A 15,728-nucleotide genomic window follows, 5' to 3' on the forward strand; every position below is an offset into this window, starting at 1 on the left:
CGGATAATAACCCGACAGCGCCTGTTCTCACTCTAGAAAAATATCTTCACCATAAAGGCAATTTATGTATAAAAAAATAATGCTTGTCCTTGCTATGAGCATAGCTTTCATGACGTCAAACAATCCCGCTCTTGCTAAGGATAACGTCAGTGTTAACACCTCTTTACCGTTTGAGTCCCTCCCTCCCTTTGATAAAGCGTGGCGGCTTGATTTTGCGAAAGATTACGCGCACATGATTCTTTCCTTGCCAGACCCTATACGAGTGGCGTCAGATAAGATAAAAGAAGTATTAACTCAACACGGGTACCATGATATTGATCCTGATGCAGTTTTTTATCACCACTTTGACGGGGCCCAGAGCAGTCATCGAACTTATAATGGTTGGGCTCATTACGAGCACCCAAGCGAATCTTATACACTCACTCAAGCGGTTATGCTTAATGCCTTCAGTCGTTATCGAGACTCGTATCCTGGCACCATCAATGTTGATACTGGGATCTATACACAAGGCGCGACTGGTGAAGCGTTCGATGAAAAAAATGAAGTCCGCTTACTTTCATCGACCCTGTGGAATATCGCTTACAACGAGTTAGATATTCAAGGCGTTTATAGTGAGGCGTTAACAACGTTTTGGTCGGAGAATACAACACGCTACACCCAACTAGTGAGAGACAGTTACGCCTTTTCAGCCTATCAGCAGTACCATCATGGTTTGCTCAACCAAGCTCAGTATCAACTCGCCATCGCCATACTCTCTTCTTCTCAAAGAAGAGAGGTCAGTGTGTATCGTTTTGATGTCTACGGTTATGACTCGACTGATATCTTATTGATTGAGTCTAAAGACGGCCAAGGGGGCTTGCTCTATACTCCAGGCGCTCAACAACCATTTTGGGCATACCGCAGTGAACGTCAGCTCAAAAAACACTTATTCAAGAGTTTAAGAAGTCCCTCAAACCGAAAACATTTACAGTCACATTTCAGCCTTTATTTAAGGCAAGATGGCGCAACGTATTCCGGTGTGGATACGGCCTTAAAAGCATTTGCCACTGATAATTGGTCGGAGGGCTATATGATGATGAAGCGTCATCGTATCGACGGGAATGTGTTTGCTCGAATGACGGAACAGATGAAAGCGCGTTTAGTCAGTGACGGAGATACCATGATCAAATCCGATCTTGAGGCACAACGCGATTACCTACTTTCTGTGGCTTATAGCGTCATGACCCTATTGCCGGTGGTTGATGTTATTGCTCCTGAGATGGGTATTCCATTGAACATTGGTTTGAGTGCAAACCTGTTTGGGTTGAGTCTTGACAAAGCGTTACACGGTGACACATTGCAAGAACGTTTAGAAGGCACAAAGATGAGCTCGATCAACGCCGCTATCATTGGAGCGACGCCGCTTTTGCCCGCCCTTGCACAATATGGTCGTGCATTAGCAGAAGCGACTGAAATTGCGACGGAGTCTCTCCCTAATGTTATGGTGGCCAACTCTGGTTTTCCCATCGAAGAGATGGAAGGATTCACCTCGATGCCTCGTTTAATCGTGCACCCTCAAACAAGCGAAGAGCTCTTAGGTGTCAAGTTAACCAATAGTGGTCGAAGTACTTTACTTCGTTCAGATGGGTTTGCTTACTATCGCGAAGTCGATCCTTCTAGTGGGCGATTAATAACGGAGACGCGTATTGTCAGAACCGTTAACCCTGATACTGGAGAAGTACAATGGCTAGAGAATGCTGGACTCAGAGGGGGAGGTGATGTCGTCAACAATGATGTGAGTTCTGAAAGCGAGAGAAGTACGTTACCTGAACTATTCTTACCGGAAGATTTGCCAGAACGCCCTGGCATGGGTGGGTCTGGCTACGCTGATATGGGGGGAGGAAGAGAAGACGAAGCATTGAAAGATTTTTTCGAGCTAGAGCAGAAGGTCGACCCCTATGCTTACCTAACCGACGTCGATAAGCTTCATGAAGTGAGTGCTAGAGCACAGCAGGAAATTCACTCCCTTCCATTTTATCGCAATTACGATCCCGAGGTGAGAGGCTCATTAGTCTTTCGAGGCGATAACCGTCTACCGGATGAGTTATTTCATTCTGGTTTCAATCGTAAAGTAGAGCCGATTGAGTATATTAGTCATGCTCACCACACTCGTGGGATCCGCGGCGTGATTTCAACCACAACCGATCAACGTATTGCGGTCAACTACGCATTACATAATCAACGTGGCTATGTGTATGCGATAGAGTTGAATCATGGTGGGAAGTCGGTGGATACGTTGTTGAGAGGGAAGTCCCTCAGTGAGATTGCGACCTTAAATATTCCGCCAGAAGACATTATGTTCGCACTAGGACCTTTCTCAGGTGCTGAAACATCGTACTCAACATTAATAGAGAGCGAAGAACTTAGAACGGCGGAACTGATGATTAATCCTCATTCACAGGCTTCATTAGAAGTGGCAGAAAGGGCTTTCGAGAAGATAAAAGCCACGTTGAAGTACCCACTCAGTCCTGAGATGTCTTTTAGCGAACGATACATAAACAGAGCCGATTTATTTTGGCATGAGACTGAAGCCACACTGCCTACATATCATTAACTCGGACTTCTCTCTGCGTTTTTAGGCAAAAGATAAATTTATAGAGATTGTTATAGGCTTTGATGTAATGGATGCCAAATAAGATGCACATAAAAAGCCAGTAACTTACGTTACTGGCTTACTAAAAATAGCGTTCCTGCCAAGTTTTTGAGCTCCTTGCTCTTGTTGGTTCCATATTGAGCTTTAGGGTTCCTTTGTATGTATCAGAAGCAACTCACAGGGTTTAAGTAACATTGGTAATAAGTAAAATCATCGTCATAATTATGTACACCACTGCTATTTAAAAGTAGTGGTGTAACTAAAGTATTAGAGTTGATGTCATTTTCTGGGAGTTGCTTAGCCCCAGCCGACACAGAAATGAATAATGCAACTAAGCTTAAAGTGTTAAGTTTTTTCATATTGGTCACCTTATGAATTTGATTAAAAGCCAAGACGTTTTGAAATCTTAACCTATTTGAATGTAACGTTTATGAGTATAATGAGAGGAGCTTAATAGCTCTTAATTTCATTATATAAACATGATTTCATATTGTCAGCGCTTTGGCTATTGGCATCTTTTTATATTTGCATTTTTGCCTGCCTGGTGATTAGCTTGCAAGCAGTCGCTTTTGAAGCGACTCATTGACTTTCTAGTATCAACAAAAATACTGGCAGATAAGGCGGTATTTGTTATTTTGAGTTTCTTACTTCCCCCCTGTCGTTCAGACCTCGGTTGTCATATCGGTGAAACGACCTTAACTAAGCGTCTATTCAATGATATCCCCGCACGTTCATGACCTTATTTGATCGTTGTTATTTCTCGGCAGACCTTTGGTTGTCGTGGCAAGAAAGTGCGGAAAATACTTATTGGTTAATGCTTGCAAGCGTAAACTGGCTTTGATGTGATGGACGCACCTCCCTTCTAGCGTCGTTGTACCAAACTAATAGTACAACCAGTGAGAACAGGAGTAACAAGTATCTCTATTAAAGTTGTCGGTATCGATATAGCAAAAAATCTCTTCCAAGTATGTGTGTTGAGTACTGATGGACAAATTTTGTCAAACAGAAAGATAAAGCGAGATAGGCTTCTTGATACTATCCGCCAACTACCAGAGCAAACTGCTCTTGCAATGGAATCATGTGCAACTTCTCATCATTGGGGCAGAATATTTCAAGAGCTGGGATATAAAGTAGCGCTTATTCCAGCTCAGCACGTAAAACCATTTGTTGGGCGGCAAAAGAACGACGCCAATGATGCAAGAGCTATTTGCGAAGCCTTTTCTAGACCTGACATTTATTTCGTTCCTGTTAAATCTGTTGAGCAACAAGACCTCAAAGCGATACGCAGTGTCCGTAAACGTTTGGTGGAGAACAGAACTGCCTTGGCGAACCAGATCAGGGGATTGGCTGCTGAGTACGGTGTTGTATTTCCTATTTCCATTAAAGCTTTACGGTGTCATTTACCGCTAGCTCTTGAAGATGCAGAGAATGAGCTTTCTCCAGTAATTAGGAACTTACTGCAAACTTTATACTATGACTTTATCAGCCTGAGCGAAGAGATAGATGATATGACTCAAAGTGTCACCATATTGAGTCAGCAAAATCCAAGGTATGAGGCTATTCGGAATATTCTTGGTTTTGGACCGATTTTGACAGCAGCACTGATTAGTGAAGTAGGAGCTGGAAACCAATTCCAAAATGGTCGTCAGTTCTCTGCATGGTGTGGGCTGGTTCCTAAACAAAATAGTACAGGCGGAAAAAGTACTCTTGGCTCTCTATCGAAAAATGGCAATCGTGAATTAAGAACATTACTTATTCACGGTGCTCGCGCAGTGGTTCGGTGCGGAGCTAAAAAATCGGATGCTATGGGAGCATGGTTAAGAGGACTCATTGCACGCCGAGGCAAAGCAAAAGCGATTGTCGCTCTTGCAAACAAACTAGGGCGGGTAGCAAGGCACATCTTGGCGAAAAATAGTGAATACGATATTAATCAGGCCTTTAAGCCTGTTTGATTAAAAATAGTAAGTTCAAGGGGAATTCCCTTAAGAAGCAACTGAGTTTGCAATAGCTGATGAATAAACGGTGAACCATCCTTACTACACTCTGAGACGCAACAGGGTTATTGAAACCGTGGCTTTGAAAAGACAGTAAGGGGCGGATTACATCATGGCGCAGGTCTATTATCGATCTAAAAAGACGTCGGATATATGTTAGCGACCGTACCCTTCAATTAGCCATTGCATCCTGAGGTGCGTCCATATATGTTGCGTAATTCAATGGAACTAAAGCAAGAACCTACGATCTGATCAGCTACGTCCACTCTCTCTCGTAGCCCTATGCCTAAACCTCTCTACAAAACAACCAACTGGAAGCAATACAACCAATCACTCATTAACCGTGGCTCTCTGACTTTTTGGATTGATGAGAAAGCGATAGCCGAGTGGAAGCAAAACAAACAAGGCAAGCGTGGTAGACTTCGCCGATTCAGCGACTTGGTGATCTGCTCCAGTCAGACTGGACACTTAGCTAAGCGACATTTTGCTTTTCAAAGTTCATTGGGCTTAGATACCCAAGTGCACTGTGCCTTCTCGTTCGATTATAATCAACTTCTATGTACTCGAAGATCGTTTGGCGCATCTGCTCTCTCGTCATGATCGGCTCATATTGGATTGCTTCAACTTTCATTGAGTGGAAGAAGCTCTCAACACATGCGTTGTCCCAACAGTTCCCTTTTCTACTCATACTTTGTTTTAAATTATAAGTACTTATGAGGTCTCGATAGTCTTTCGAACAGTACTGACTACCTCGATCGCTATGAGTTATAACCTGCTCAGGAAACCCTCGACGGAATAAAGCCATTGATAAGGCATCACAGACCAGTGAGGCCGTCATTCTCGTATCCATAGACCAACCAATAACTTGCCTTGAATAAAGGTCAATAATGACAGCTAAGTACAGCCAGCCTTCGCTTGTGGCAACATAGGTGATGTCTCCTGCCCATTTTTGATTCGGAGCCGTTGCGTTAAAATCTTGAGCGAGCAAGTTCGGAGCAACGGGCATTTTATGCTTACTGTCTGTTGTACACTTAAACTTGCGTGCTGCTTTCGCTACTAAATCCTGACGTTTCATACTGGCGGCAATGGTCTTAACATTATGGTTATCACCGCTCTCTGCCAGCTCTTTCTGAATACGTCTTGAGCCATCTCGCTCTTTGCTAACGTCAAAAGCTTCTTTTACTTTGGTATCAAGCTTTTGGCGCTCTGTCTCACGTTGAATCGCCTTGTGGCGATTCTCAACCCAATAATAAAACCCACTTCGAGAAACTCTGAACACCTTAGCCATACGGGAAATACTGAAACTCAGCAGGTGTTCGAGCATAAATTCATAGCAATTTACTTTAGATTTTTCGCGAAGTAGGTGGCGGCCTTTTTTACGATTTCTAGCTCTTCTGCTTGCTCTGCCAACTGCCTCTTTAGCTTAGCGACTTCAACGGCCAATTCTTGTTCTCGTTGGCTAATACTCGAATTCTTCTTTGTGGCTTTTCGCCAACCGTAGATCTGAGATTCATGTAACGAGAGCTGTCTTGCGGCTGCAGCGACTCCCACTTTCTCTGCCAGCTTCAGGGTTTCTGCTTTAAATTCAGGAGAATGGATAATACGTTTCTTCTTAATTGTCATGGTTCACCTCATTAGTGATTGTACTCACTTAACTCAGTGTCCAAAACTGCTGGTGCGGATCATGGCCATTACTACCGCACTGATGGTGAAACGCGTTTTCTCTATGCCATTGAGAGCGCTGCAAGGTTTTCTAGACTCCGTATTTAAGCTGGCTAACATCCCGCTGGTTTGCCCACACTACACATGTATAAGCCGTCGATCTAAGGAAGTTGAGGTTTCATTTAAAACTAAAACCAGAGGTGCGATACAACACCTAGCCATTGATGCCACAGGTCTCAAGGTTTATGGCGAAGGGGAATGGAAGGTCAAGAAGCATTGAACTGATGGGAAGCGCAGAGTCTGGCGTAAGCTGCACATCGCAGTAGATACAAGCACCCACGAAATAATCGCAGCAGAGCTGAGCTTATCTAACGTAACCGATGCCGAAGTGCTCCCCAACTTACTCAAGCAAACACGTCGGAAAATCATTGAGATATCAGGTGATGGCGCTTATGACACAAGGAATTGCCATGATGCCATACTGATCAAGCGAGCTGTTCCGCTCATCCATCCAAGAGAAGGGGCAGCCTTCTGGGAGCAAGGGCATCCTCGTAACTTAGCGGTAGGTTGCCAGAAGCTCTACGGCTCCAACAAGAAGTGGAAAAAGCGGTATGGCTATCATAAGCGCTCACTATCAGAGACAGCAATGTATCGAGTGAAACAGTTGTTAGGCGGAAAGTTAAGCTTGAGGAACTACAACGCTCAGGTTGGTGAGACTTACGCAATGATCAAAGCATTGAATAAGCTTACGGGGCTAGGTATGCCTGAAACTCAGTATATCGTTTAGGAATCAAGCACAATGGGGCAGACATACATTGTCTCAGAATTAAGCAACAAAGCCAATATACTACTCAATTAGCATTATTGTTATCTATGTTTTTTATTTGCCAATTGAGCTTTATATGCAACAGTGTTTAATCTGGTGTTCTGAACAAAAGGAAATATATTATGAAAAGAATATTGTGCTTGACACTACTCATAGTAAGCTTCTTTGCGGAAGCCTCAACTTATAATCATTACGAACACCATAAAATATGGCGTGAAAATATAGACCATTGGGTGGACTGGGAGCTGCAAACTCAAGCACTTAGTGCTATCGATGCCTTGAATGTGACAAAGCAAAAGTTTGGAGTGGCTTACTTACCAGAAGAATTTTTTTTAATCTAAAAGCTCGCAATAACTTTGATTTTCTAAGTGAAAATCTTACCTCCTTGAATCAATCAGTTATAAATGAAGCTGCAATAATATTTGTTGCTTCACAGGCTCCTAATTTGTCTTTTCACGAGCTTCTTCATGTTGATCATATGCGGACTATCTTCTTAGATCGCCTGAAGGTGGAACTTGAGTTCGCTTCTCCTCCTTCTGAAGAAGAAGAGTTGTATTTACACCGATACTATGCAGAAGACCCTTTGGATTTAGCAGTCTACTCCATAGCGTTAAATACGATGTTGGAAAATTATAGTCATATGGAGGTTATTAGAAGGCTTGCGAATAAAACCGGAAATCGACGCTCAGACGCTTTACGCCAATTTTTTATTTCTGGCTTTTCTAGGGGGAGAGGGTTCAAGGATCGGTTAGAAGCTGCGCTTTTAGCTGAGCTAAAGGACGCTGCATCTATTTGGAAGCCACAATACGATGACTATTCTATTATGCAAAATGGTTTTCACCCTTATGCGAGAGTGGGCGCATTAGCCCAAAAGATGTTAATACAACAGTGGGCATCATTTAGTCAGTTTAAACGTAATTCATTACAAAGTTGGCACGCGCAATTGAGCGACTTACCGAATAACAAGTTTGGTTTTTCGATAGTCGGAGAAGCAATTGTTAACCGTGCTCACCAGTCTGAAAGGCTGCCACACCATAGCCGTTGGAATTTTGATAAAACCAAGTTGGTTGCTATCACGTTGGTCGCTTTGGTTGCGCCTGAAGCTTTAGGTATTTTTGTTCCTGAAATTGTAGGGGAGCTAGCTGTAGGGGAGGCGGCCCAAGGCGCCATTTTTTCGAGGGCAATGTTTGCAGGAGAAGAGACTGTGGATGCGGCATATGTCAATGAGGCGCTCGAGCTCACATCTTCAGAAGCGACTGCTTTAGCACCAGTTTCACACTCATCGGCATTAGCAACAAGTTTTGTAAGTGATTTCGAAGCTGTAGTTGGTAAGCAGGTTGAATCTGAGCTTCATCATTATGTCGGAGAGGGCGCGATAGAGGGGGTAGATTATATAGCCAATATCATAGGAAGTTGGCATAGAGTTCGACGTTTTCCTTCGAGCACCGATTATGCTTTGTACGAAGGTGTTGGTTCGTTAGGTGCTCATAAAGTTGTCAGAAATACGTCAGGTTGGGCTATAGCTGAAGTAAATAATGCATTGAAAAACTGGACATCAGATGGGAGCTATAGACATATCCTACTATTAGGAAAGGGGCAGCCGGAGTCTTTGTTTCGTCATTTTGGTGAGAGTTCGATAAATCGTTATAGTATTCCGACGCAAAACCTTTCAAGTAGTAACGAATTGGTATCGGAATCACTACAGGAATTGTTTCCGGGAACCGCGCCAAATCAGCTTTCATCTTTAACATTTGATCACCGTTTGGACATAGTCGCTCATGGTAACCCTTATGGTCCGATATGTGCAAATCAGAATGGATCATACGCGCCAATAACACCTGTAGATCTCGCACGCAAGCTTTATGCTCTAGGGTTGCGTCAACTAGGTGTTCTTAAGGTTCAATCTTGCAATGTAGGAGGAGGGTTCTATCTTTCTAAGCTTGAAACTGAACTAAAAAAAGTGGGTATAGATATAGGCTTTATTGCAGCTCCTAGAGGCTACTTAGCTCAATGGCCTTCAGTAAATATACCCAGAACTGTTTTTTCGCCTTTCCCACACTTCGGTAAAAATAGTTATGAAGTAATTCGTACAGGTTTGCATCAAGGTTTTCCTGGTACGCGTTACTATTAAGGTTGCGAAGATACACTACTTTTTATTTTCAGCCCCAAACCACCTACTTCAGTAGGTGGTTATCACTCAGTTGGGCTTTACTTGTAGCTCTACCCATGTTGTATGCTCTCTAAGTATAACCATTAACGAGCTAAACAATGACAACTAAGAAAGTAAGCGTCTACGAACCGACTCATTGACTTTCTAATATCTACGCAGATACCGCCAACTAAGGCGGTATCTGTCATTCTGAGCGGTATTTTGTAGGGGCGGACTATTCCGTCTTTGGCATGTTCCAAGGTAGAAGATGACCATGGTCATCCTCACTCTTCAGTTTCGGGATTTCTCGTAGCACGTATTCGAGGTACTCATACGGCTCACAGCCGTTAGCCTTCGCGGTTTCGATAAGACTGTACAACACTGCACTGGCGCGGGCTCCATTATGAGTCTTTGAGAACAACCAGTTGTTCCGTCCTACCGTGAACGGACGTACTGAACGTTCCGCTCGGTTATTATCCATGCTTAACCCGCCATCATCGATAACTCTTACTAGCTTCGACCATTGATTGAGACTGTAGCTAATCGCCTCACCCAATTTACTTTTAGGGGGCACCTGAGTGACCGATTTATCTAACCACGCCTTGAACTCATTGAGCAGAGACTGAGTCTTTGATTGGCGGATAAAATATCGCTCTTCCCTCGTCTTATCTTTGAGGGCTTGTTCAACACGATAGAGCTTTTGGAACCAACTGACTGCCCACTGGATTTTACCCCCTTTTCCTTGCTTTCCTTTTGGTTGGCTCTGCTCTGACTCTATGAACTTACGTCTTGCATGAGCCCAGCAACCCACCAACTTCGCGTCTGTCTTTTCATACGCTTTATACCCATCAACATGAAGGTATCCAGTGTAGTTTGACAGGTACGATTCAGGGCAGTGGTGCCCCCGACTCCCTTCCTGGTTGTCGAACAAGACGATACCGGGAGATTGCGCATTACCGCCCCGGTCTGGACCACACCCATACAACCAGATGTAACTTTTCTTTCTTTCGTCATCGAGCACGGTCAACGTGGTCTCGTCCGCGAACAGAACATCTTGTGCAAGGAGGGTTTCTTTCAGTAAGACGATTAACGGCTCTACCTTATCAGCGCAACGCAGTATCCATTGACTCATCGTTTTTCTGCTGAGCGCTAGCCCATATTGTCTGAACAGCGATTCTTGACGATAGAGAGGCAGGGCATAGTGGTATTTGTTCGTGATAATTTGCGCAAGCAAAGAGGGCGTCGCGATGCTTTTCGGGATAATCGATGCTGGCGGTGGAGCCATTGCAACAACGCTCTTCTCTCCTAACGCATCACATTGACGACAGACGTATTTGGGTCTTTCAGTGACTTCAACGTACAACTTCGCCGGGATATACACCAGTTTTTCACTGGTGCTTTGCCCCATCCTGCAGAGTATCGACTGACAACACGAGCAGGTTTTTTCTGATTCTGGTATGTCCACCACGACTCGCTCTCGTGGCAGGTCTTCGGGAAGCTTTGGGCGACCACGACGTTTTGTCTCGGATGAGGTGTTTTCCGCTTCCGAGGCGTCATCATTCGTATTATCGGGCGCTCCCTCTTCACCTGTCGTATCGGCATGAGTCTCCGCCTCATTGAACTCTAAGTCCTGAGGAGGCAGGGTTTCACTACTGCTACCAAAGCGTTTACGCCGCGCTAGGTTGAGTTTTTCAACCAGAGATTGGATGGTTATTTCGCTCTCGTTTAGAGATTGGCGAAGTGTGAGTACCGTAGATTCAAGCTCAGTCACTTTTGAACGTAAGAGCGCTAGCTCATCTGGATTATTTTTATATGGCATATAAGGAAGATCGCAGAGATCCGCGAAAGTTCCTTATCCGCTATTATTTTTTAATTTAATTAAGACTTTGGTAATTCAATGTTTGATGGGGTTTCATTTTTTCAATATCGAGCCCATCAAGCAACCAATACCACTGCTCTTCCGTTAATGAGAGGGTTTTCCCTGGCATTTTTCTTGGCCAAGCGAACTTGTCTTTTTCGAGTCGCTTTTGCCAGAGGCAAAAGCCATTACGCTGCCAGTAGAGAACTTTGAGCTTATCCCGCGTGCGATTACAGAAGACGAATAGCGCTTCGGAGAAGGGATTAAGGTTCATATTCTGTTCAACAATAAAGCTCAAGCCGTTAATGCCCTTTCTAAAATCGACGGGCGCCTTGTGGAGATAGATAACAGAGATATCAGGGAACATTTTCATACAACAGCAAGCTCCTTCAATAGAAGACCGAGCCACTGAGGTGCTACATCACGAGGTACATGAAGAGAGAACGCCCCCGCTTCAAGGCGTAATTCCGTAGGTAACGTAGAGGGAGGCAGTTGCTCGGTTTTGGTGTTTAGCATGGCTGTTTTTTCAACAACAACGAATTCAGAAAGTGAATCTTCTCGTTTTTTAGGCAGGTTGACTAAGTGGTGTAGTTTGCGACGGTTGTTATCAAATGTTTTTGGATGAAGATTGTGCTCTAAACAAAACTGAGCGGCAGACTGCTCACTATTGTAATACTTCTGAACAAGGCGTAGCCATTCTTGCTGAGATCTATGCTGAGACATTTTCGAGTACCTTTAACGATAAAAGTTAAAGGTTACGACGTTTATTAAAAGGATTGAATGAGTCGATTTAAAGACGCTTACCTAAGAAAACACGAATCAAACATGCACCTGAATTTAAAGCCGAAGCAATTAAGTTAGCAGGGAAAGTCGATGTCGCAGCTGCCACATTAGGTGAAGCTTTACGATCTTTAGTGCAGTAATGTAGGATTTTGACGTTTTCTAAATTAGAGGAGTAGACCTAAAAATATGAGCAGAAAAATTTAGAATAATAAAACATCATAGTTTAACATCAAAAAAAAGTAATCAGTTTAGCTAGGGCGTGTTGATCTTTGCTGTACATTTCGCGTTCAACAATACATCGGTAACCACATTAACATGAATGCCAGCGATAACATGCTGGCATAATTCCTTTCTAGCTTGTCATATCTAATTGAAATAGCTCGATAATGCTTAATTCTCCCAAAGGCATTTTCGACCAAGTGACGATACTTGTATAGACACCAATCCATACTGTCTTTGTCTATATCTTGTCCGTAATTGCGTTTAGCAATTACTGTTTCTCCGCCACGTTCCTTAACAAAAATGCGGAAAGGTTCGCTGTCATATCCTTTATCACAAACGATGGTATTCACTTCATCGAGTTGCTCAACTAAGCTTTCGGCATGCACTATATCGTGGCGTTGTCCTTCTGATAAATCAAAGCAAATCGGCAGGCCACCACTATCCACGGCTAAGTGAATTTTGGTTGAGTTGCCCCCGCGACTTTTTCCTATTTGCTCTGAGCTTTCAGTCGCTGCACCTGTACTATGCTGATGCGCTCGAACTATAGAGCCATCAAGAAAGACCCATTCAAAATCTGCCATGCTAGATAAGCTTTTGAAAAGTTTATCTAAAACCCCTTTCTTTGACCAAAGATTAAATCGTCTGTAAACGGTACTCCACTCTCCGAACTCAGAGGGCAGATCCCGCCAAGGAATGCCTGTTCTCATTCGATAAAGTATTCCTTCAAATGTCATTCGATGTTCAGTTTTATCGTAAATACGACCCGTACTTTTCATAACTTGGAGTAGCAGTTCCCAGCGAATATCAGTTAGCATTGTTCTTGGCATGGTATTGGTTATGGTTTTACTTTTGGCGAAGCAAATTATAACTCTTTACCATGCTGTTCAAAAAACACTCACGAAAGATCAACACGCCCTAGTAAGCAAAGCTCCCGTTACCTTGTCGAAGTTTGTAGGAAGCTTTGACTTATAGAACTGATAATAAAAGCTCATGTGCCCCCTGTTGAGGAAAGGAGCTTTTAACTGAATGGCATATTTTGAGTGACGGACTGTTTCGTTTTTGGCATGTTACAAGGACCCCACTCTTCAGTTTCGGGATTTCTCGTAGCACGTATTCGAGGGACTCATAGGGCTGACAGTCGTTAGCCTTAGCGGTTTCGCTAAGACTGTGCAGCACAGCACCTCACCATACTCCATATTGTATGTGTCTTAGTTACTTTTTGCCTTTGACCTTAAACACAGTAGAACACTTTTCGCATCTGTATTTTTCTTTTATGCCAACAAATTTTTCTATAAGAGTTCTATGGAGTCTAACAATTCTTTTTTCAACGCAATTACATGTCATATCTTTGTTCACAACAGAGCTAATAAAAGAAAAATGATACTGCTATTGGGTGTTAAATATTATTGGCATACTTCATATCTCTTAGTTGAAGGTGCAATGGCAAGACTTAGTGACGTAATTAGGTGGAAGTTGATTTAGACCCACGATGGGCTTTGATGTGATGGAAATACTCATGCACAGTACAACTGAAAGAATAGTTAACTCACTTGATTATTGCTCCTGAGAGCAGCGCCCTAAACTAAGTCGACTGTTCAACATGTGTAGATGCCTATGTACCTAAATACGGCATTTTAGACGTTATGGGTAAACTAAAAGCCAATCTTCGCACCACATGCGAAAAACGTTCGATTCGATAAGTAAGGTTTACTGGAAAGAGAACATTGTTTTGTCGTCAGGTTACTTTGTCAGTAGCGAGTAAGTCATGGCTAATTACATTAGACATTAGGGCGACAAGGATTCTGGCCAACTCCGCATGGAGCTGTCACTGTAAATACCCCGTGCATACATCGGGGTATCTAATCTCCTAATAAATTTTGAATGTAATCCTGAATAAATGGAAGAATATTTGATATTACTTTCAATGAGAGAATACTTTCAGATTTGATTCTAATTTGCGCATATTTGTAATTTTTCCCAAAAACTTTAACGCCTCCGAAAGGGACTTCGTTACCTTTTGATACAAGTTCACAGTCTGTACTCGTTTCGAACAGCGCATAGGCTTCTTGATCATGACAATTTAATACTAGATTTTTGATGCGAGTATTTTGGCACAATATATCCAACATAAACATAATACTAGCCATTCTAGGAGTAGGCAAAGAACCGAACGTAGAGATTACATACAGATCTACAGGTTGTTCCATGCTTTTTTCTAGATCTAGAAAGGGGCAGGTTGATAGTTGGTTTGGATTAAGTGATGAAGCTTGCTGCTCGATCGGCACAAAACCGTAAAGTAAATGTCCTATTAACATACTTGAAGAGTCACTAAATGTATTCAAAACCATTTTACTTTGTTGTATATCCCCAGCGTCGACACATATACCCATATAGTCTTGGTGAAATCCAACCAACTGCTCACACAAACTATGTTGTTTAGCTAATGGGCCGTGATAGTAATGAGAAAACGTTTTAGGAGTTGTTGAGTAGGGGTGAAGGATACGGTTGGTCATTTTTTCAAAATGACGTTTATTCTTTATTTTGGCTTCAACTTCTGGATCAATGAGTTTTAAGACGTCTTCATCCATCAATCTCGCTATGAGTAATTGCTTAGATAATTTGGGTGTTGTTACTCCTCTCTCCCAGCGACTGAAGGTCGTGAGATCAAGCTTAGAAAAATCTGTTTCACAACTACTAAGTAAGTCGACCATTTCCTGTTGTGTCAATTTTTTATCTGCTCTTACGTATTCTAAAAACTGGGAAAATGTGAGTCTCATTCTTTTTCCTCTGATTATTTTTAATTCTAGTATTGTTTAGTTCATTTCGTAGTTCAAGCGCTCTAGGGGAGTTGGATTAAATGATTGAGAGCTGTGTCAACTAAATAGGATAAAACAAACTCGCATGTGAGCGTTGAATCAACTTGGCACAATTGTATTTATAAATTTGTTAATGCCCAATATTTTTTATCGGTGGTTCCGCATAATTCATTTCATCCGGTTATCAAGGAGCGTTAAGGAAACTGCGCTTTGATACGGAAGTTACTATTAATCAAATATACAGCCTTAAAGGAAAGTAAAAATGTCAAATTTCAAAAAAAGCGCACTAGCATCAGTTCTTCTAATGGGTATGGCGGCAAACGCTAACGCAGCAGACCCTGCAAAAGCCACAGTTGTTTGGACTGGTCTAGTTCCAGGTTCTATTGCATCAGATTCGTTAATCATCACTGGTGAAGATTCTAGCACACTCGAACTAACAGGTGAAATCGTTGCAGAAGCTGATGGTACATTTCAGACATCAAATGTTGTTCTAGAAGCTCATAGTAATACGGCTACATCAGGAGCTGAACCTATAATTGGTGCGCTAGCTTCAGCTACCTGGACAGTTCATAGTATGAACGCTACCTACGACAACATAGTACAACCAGGTCAAATTCTTGAAGCCTACGTGGATGGTAGTAAAGTAGCGAAAGGAGACTCTGTCGCTAGTAAACAGTCTATCTCAGTTTCACTAAAGCAAACGGCTGAACTAGATGCAAGCGACGTTGCTGATACTACTGTACAAGCGTCGCTAACGGTTATGGCTGACGTTGTTTGATTTGTAGA

Annotated in this window: 12 protein-coding genes and 4 pseudogenes; 8 read left to right on the top strand and 8 right to left on the bottom strand. The window is 42.7% G+C overall.

Annotation, left to right across the window (positions count from 1 at the left end; translation table 11 throughout):
- Nucleotides 1–109 precede the first annotated feature (109 nt).
- Complete coding sequence (locus QWZ07_RS00380) at nt 110–2,593, top strand: dermonecrotic toxin domain-containing protein (protein ID WP_225998623.1); 2,484 nt, start codon at nt 110–112, stop codon at nt 2,591–2,593.
- Between the two features lie 203 nt (nt 2,594–2,796).
- Here QWZ07_RS00380 and QWZ07_RS00385 read toward each other — a convergent pair whose 3' ends face one another.
- Entirely contained in the window at nt 2,797–2,991 is a 195-nt protein-coding gene (locus QWZ07_RS00385) for a hypothetical protein (RefSeq protein WP_192854693.1), read from the bottom strand.
- A gap of 312 nt (nt 2,992–3,303) precedes the next feature.
- On the opposite strand from QWZ07_RS00385, the pseudogene QWZ07_RS00390 reads away from it, so the two are divergent.
- The 3 genes and pseudogenes from QWZ07_RS00390 to QWZ07_RS00400 all read left to right on the top strand — a co-directional run.
- A pseudogene (locus QWZ07_RS00390) lies at nt 3,304–3,455 on the top strand (IS4 family transposase); the annotation flags it as partial.
- 94 nt (nt 3,456–3,549) lie between these two features.
- Nucleotides 3,550–4,584 carry an IS110 family RNA-guided transposase gene (locus QWZ07_RS00395; RefSeq protein WP_261891392.1) on the top strand — a complete coding sequence of 345 codons (1,035 nt, stop codon included), beginning with the start codon at nt 3,550–3,552 and terminating at the stop codon, nt 4,582–4,584.
- 324 nt (nt 4,585–4,908) lie between these two features.
- A pseudogene (locus QWZ07_RS00400) lies at nt 4,909–5,115 on the top strand (transposase); the annotation flags it as partial.
- On the opposite strand, the gene QWZ07_RS00405 reads toward QWZ07_RS00400, so the two are convergent.
- Nucleotides 5,099–6,249 (bottom strand): IS3 family transposase gene (locus QWZ07_RS00405; RefSeq protein WP_192854759.1). Its coding sequence is split into 2 segments (ribosomal slippage): nt 5,099–6,006 and nt 6,006–6,249, totalling 1,152 coding nucleotides; the frame shifts between segments, so codons are not numbered across the junction. The pseudogene QWZ07_RS00400 and the gene QWZ07_RS00405 sit on opposite strands and share 17 nt — an antisense overlap.
- Before the next feature lie 61 nt (nt 6,250–6,310).
- On the opposite strand from QWZ07_RS00405, the pseudogene QWZ07_RS00410 reads away from it, so the two are divergent.
- The 3 genes and pseudogenes from QWZ07_RS00410 to QWZ07_RS00420 all read left to right on the top strand — a co-directional run.
- Nucleotides 6,311–7,075, top strand: a pseudogene (locus QWZ07_RS00410) (IS5 family transposase); the annotation flags it as partial.
- A gap of 161 nt (nt 7,076–7,236) precedes the next feature.
- A complete protein-coding gene (locus QWZ07_RS00415; RefSeq protein ID WP_290253187.1) occupies nt 7,237–7,455 on the top strand; it encodes a hypothetical protein in 219 nt (72 codons plus the stop codon).
- A 44-nt stretch (nt 7,456–7,499) separates the two neighbouring features.
- Nucleotides 7,500–9,245, top strand: a complete 1,746-nt coding sequence (locus QWZ07_RS00420; RefSeq protein WP_290253189.1) for a hypothetical protein — start codon at nt 7,500–7,502, stop codon at nt 9,243–9,245.
- Between the two features lie 253 nt (nt 9,246–9,498).
- Here the strand turns inward: QWZ07_RS00420 and tnpC are convergent, their stop codons facing one another.
- From tnpC to QWZ07_RS00445, 6 genes and pseudogenes are all read right to left on the bottom strand, one after another.
- Entirely contained in the window at nt 9,499–11,082 is a 1,584-nt protein-coding gene (gene tnpC / locus QWZ07_RS00425) for an IS66 family transposase (protein WP_192854739.1), read from the bottom strand.
- 55 nt (nt 11,083–11,137) lie between these two features.
- Nucleotides 11,138–11,494 carry an IS66 family insertion sequence element accessory protein TnpB gene (gene tnpB, locus QWZ07_RS00430; RefSeq protein WP_192854740.1) on the bottom strand — a complete coding sequence of 119 codons (357 nt, stop codon included), beginning with the start codon at nt 11,492–11,494 and terminating at the stop codon, nt 11,138–11,140.
- Nucleotides 11,491–11,844 (bottom strand): IS66 family insertion sequence element accessory protein TnpA, encoded by a 354-nt coding sequence (gene tnpA, locus QWZ07_RS00435; protein WP_261891224.1) that lies wholly within the window; start codon nt 11,842–11,844, stop codon nt 11,491–11,493. The genes tnpB and tnpA overlap by 4 nt, the downstream gene beginning before the upstream one ends.
- A gap of 347 nt (nt 11,845–12,191) precedes the next feature.
- Nucleotides 12,192–12,953 (bottom strand): IS5 family transposase, encoded by a 762-nt coding sequence (locus QWZ07_RS00440; protein ID WP_192854765.1) that lies wholly within the window; start codon nt 12,951–12,953, stop codon nt 12,192–12,194.
- Nucleotides 12,954–13,092: 139 nt separating this feature from the next.
- Nucleotides 13,093–13,305 (bottom strand): annotated as a pseudogene (locus QWZ07_RS26450) (transposase domain-containing protein); the annotation flags it as partial.
- Between the two features lie 680 nt (nt 13,306–13,985).
- Nucleotides 13,986–14,903, bottom strand: coding sequence for a helix-turn-helix transcriptional regulator (locus tag QWZ07_RS00445; protein WP_192854294.1), 918 nt, complete (start codon nt 14,901–14,903; stop codon nt 13,986–13,988).
- Between the two features lie 301 nt (nt 14,904–15,204).
- Here QWZ07_RS00445 and QWZ07_RS00450 point away from each other — a divergent pair, with 301 nt between their 5' ends.
- Nucleotides 15,205–15,720: a hypothetical protein gene (locus QWZ07_RS00450; RefSeq protein ID WP_192854293.1), complete on the top strand. Its 516-nt coding sequence runs from the start codon at nt 15,205–15,207 to the stop codon at nt 15,718–15,720.
- The last annotated feature ends 8 nt before the right edge of the window (nt 15,721–15,728 follow it).

The organism is Vibrio lentus (assembly GCF_030409755.1).
GTDB classification, from domain to species: domain Bacteria; phylum Pseudomonadota; class Gammaproteobacteria; order Enterobacterales; family Vibrionaceae; genus Vibrio; species Vibrio lentus.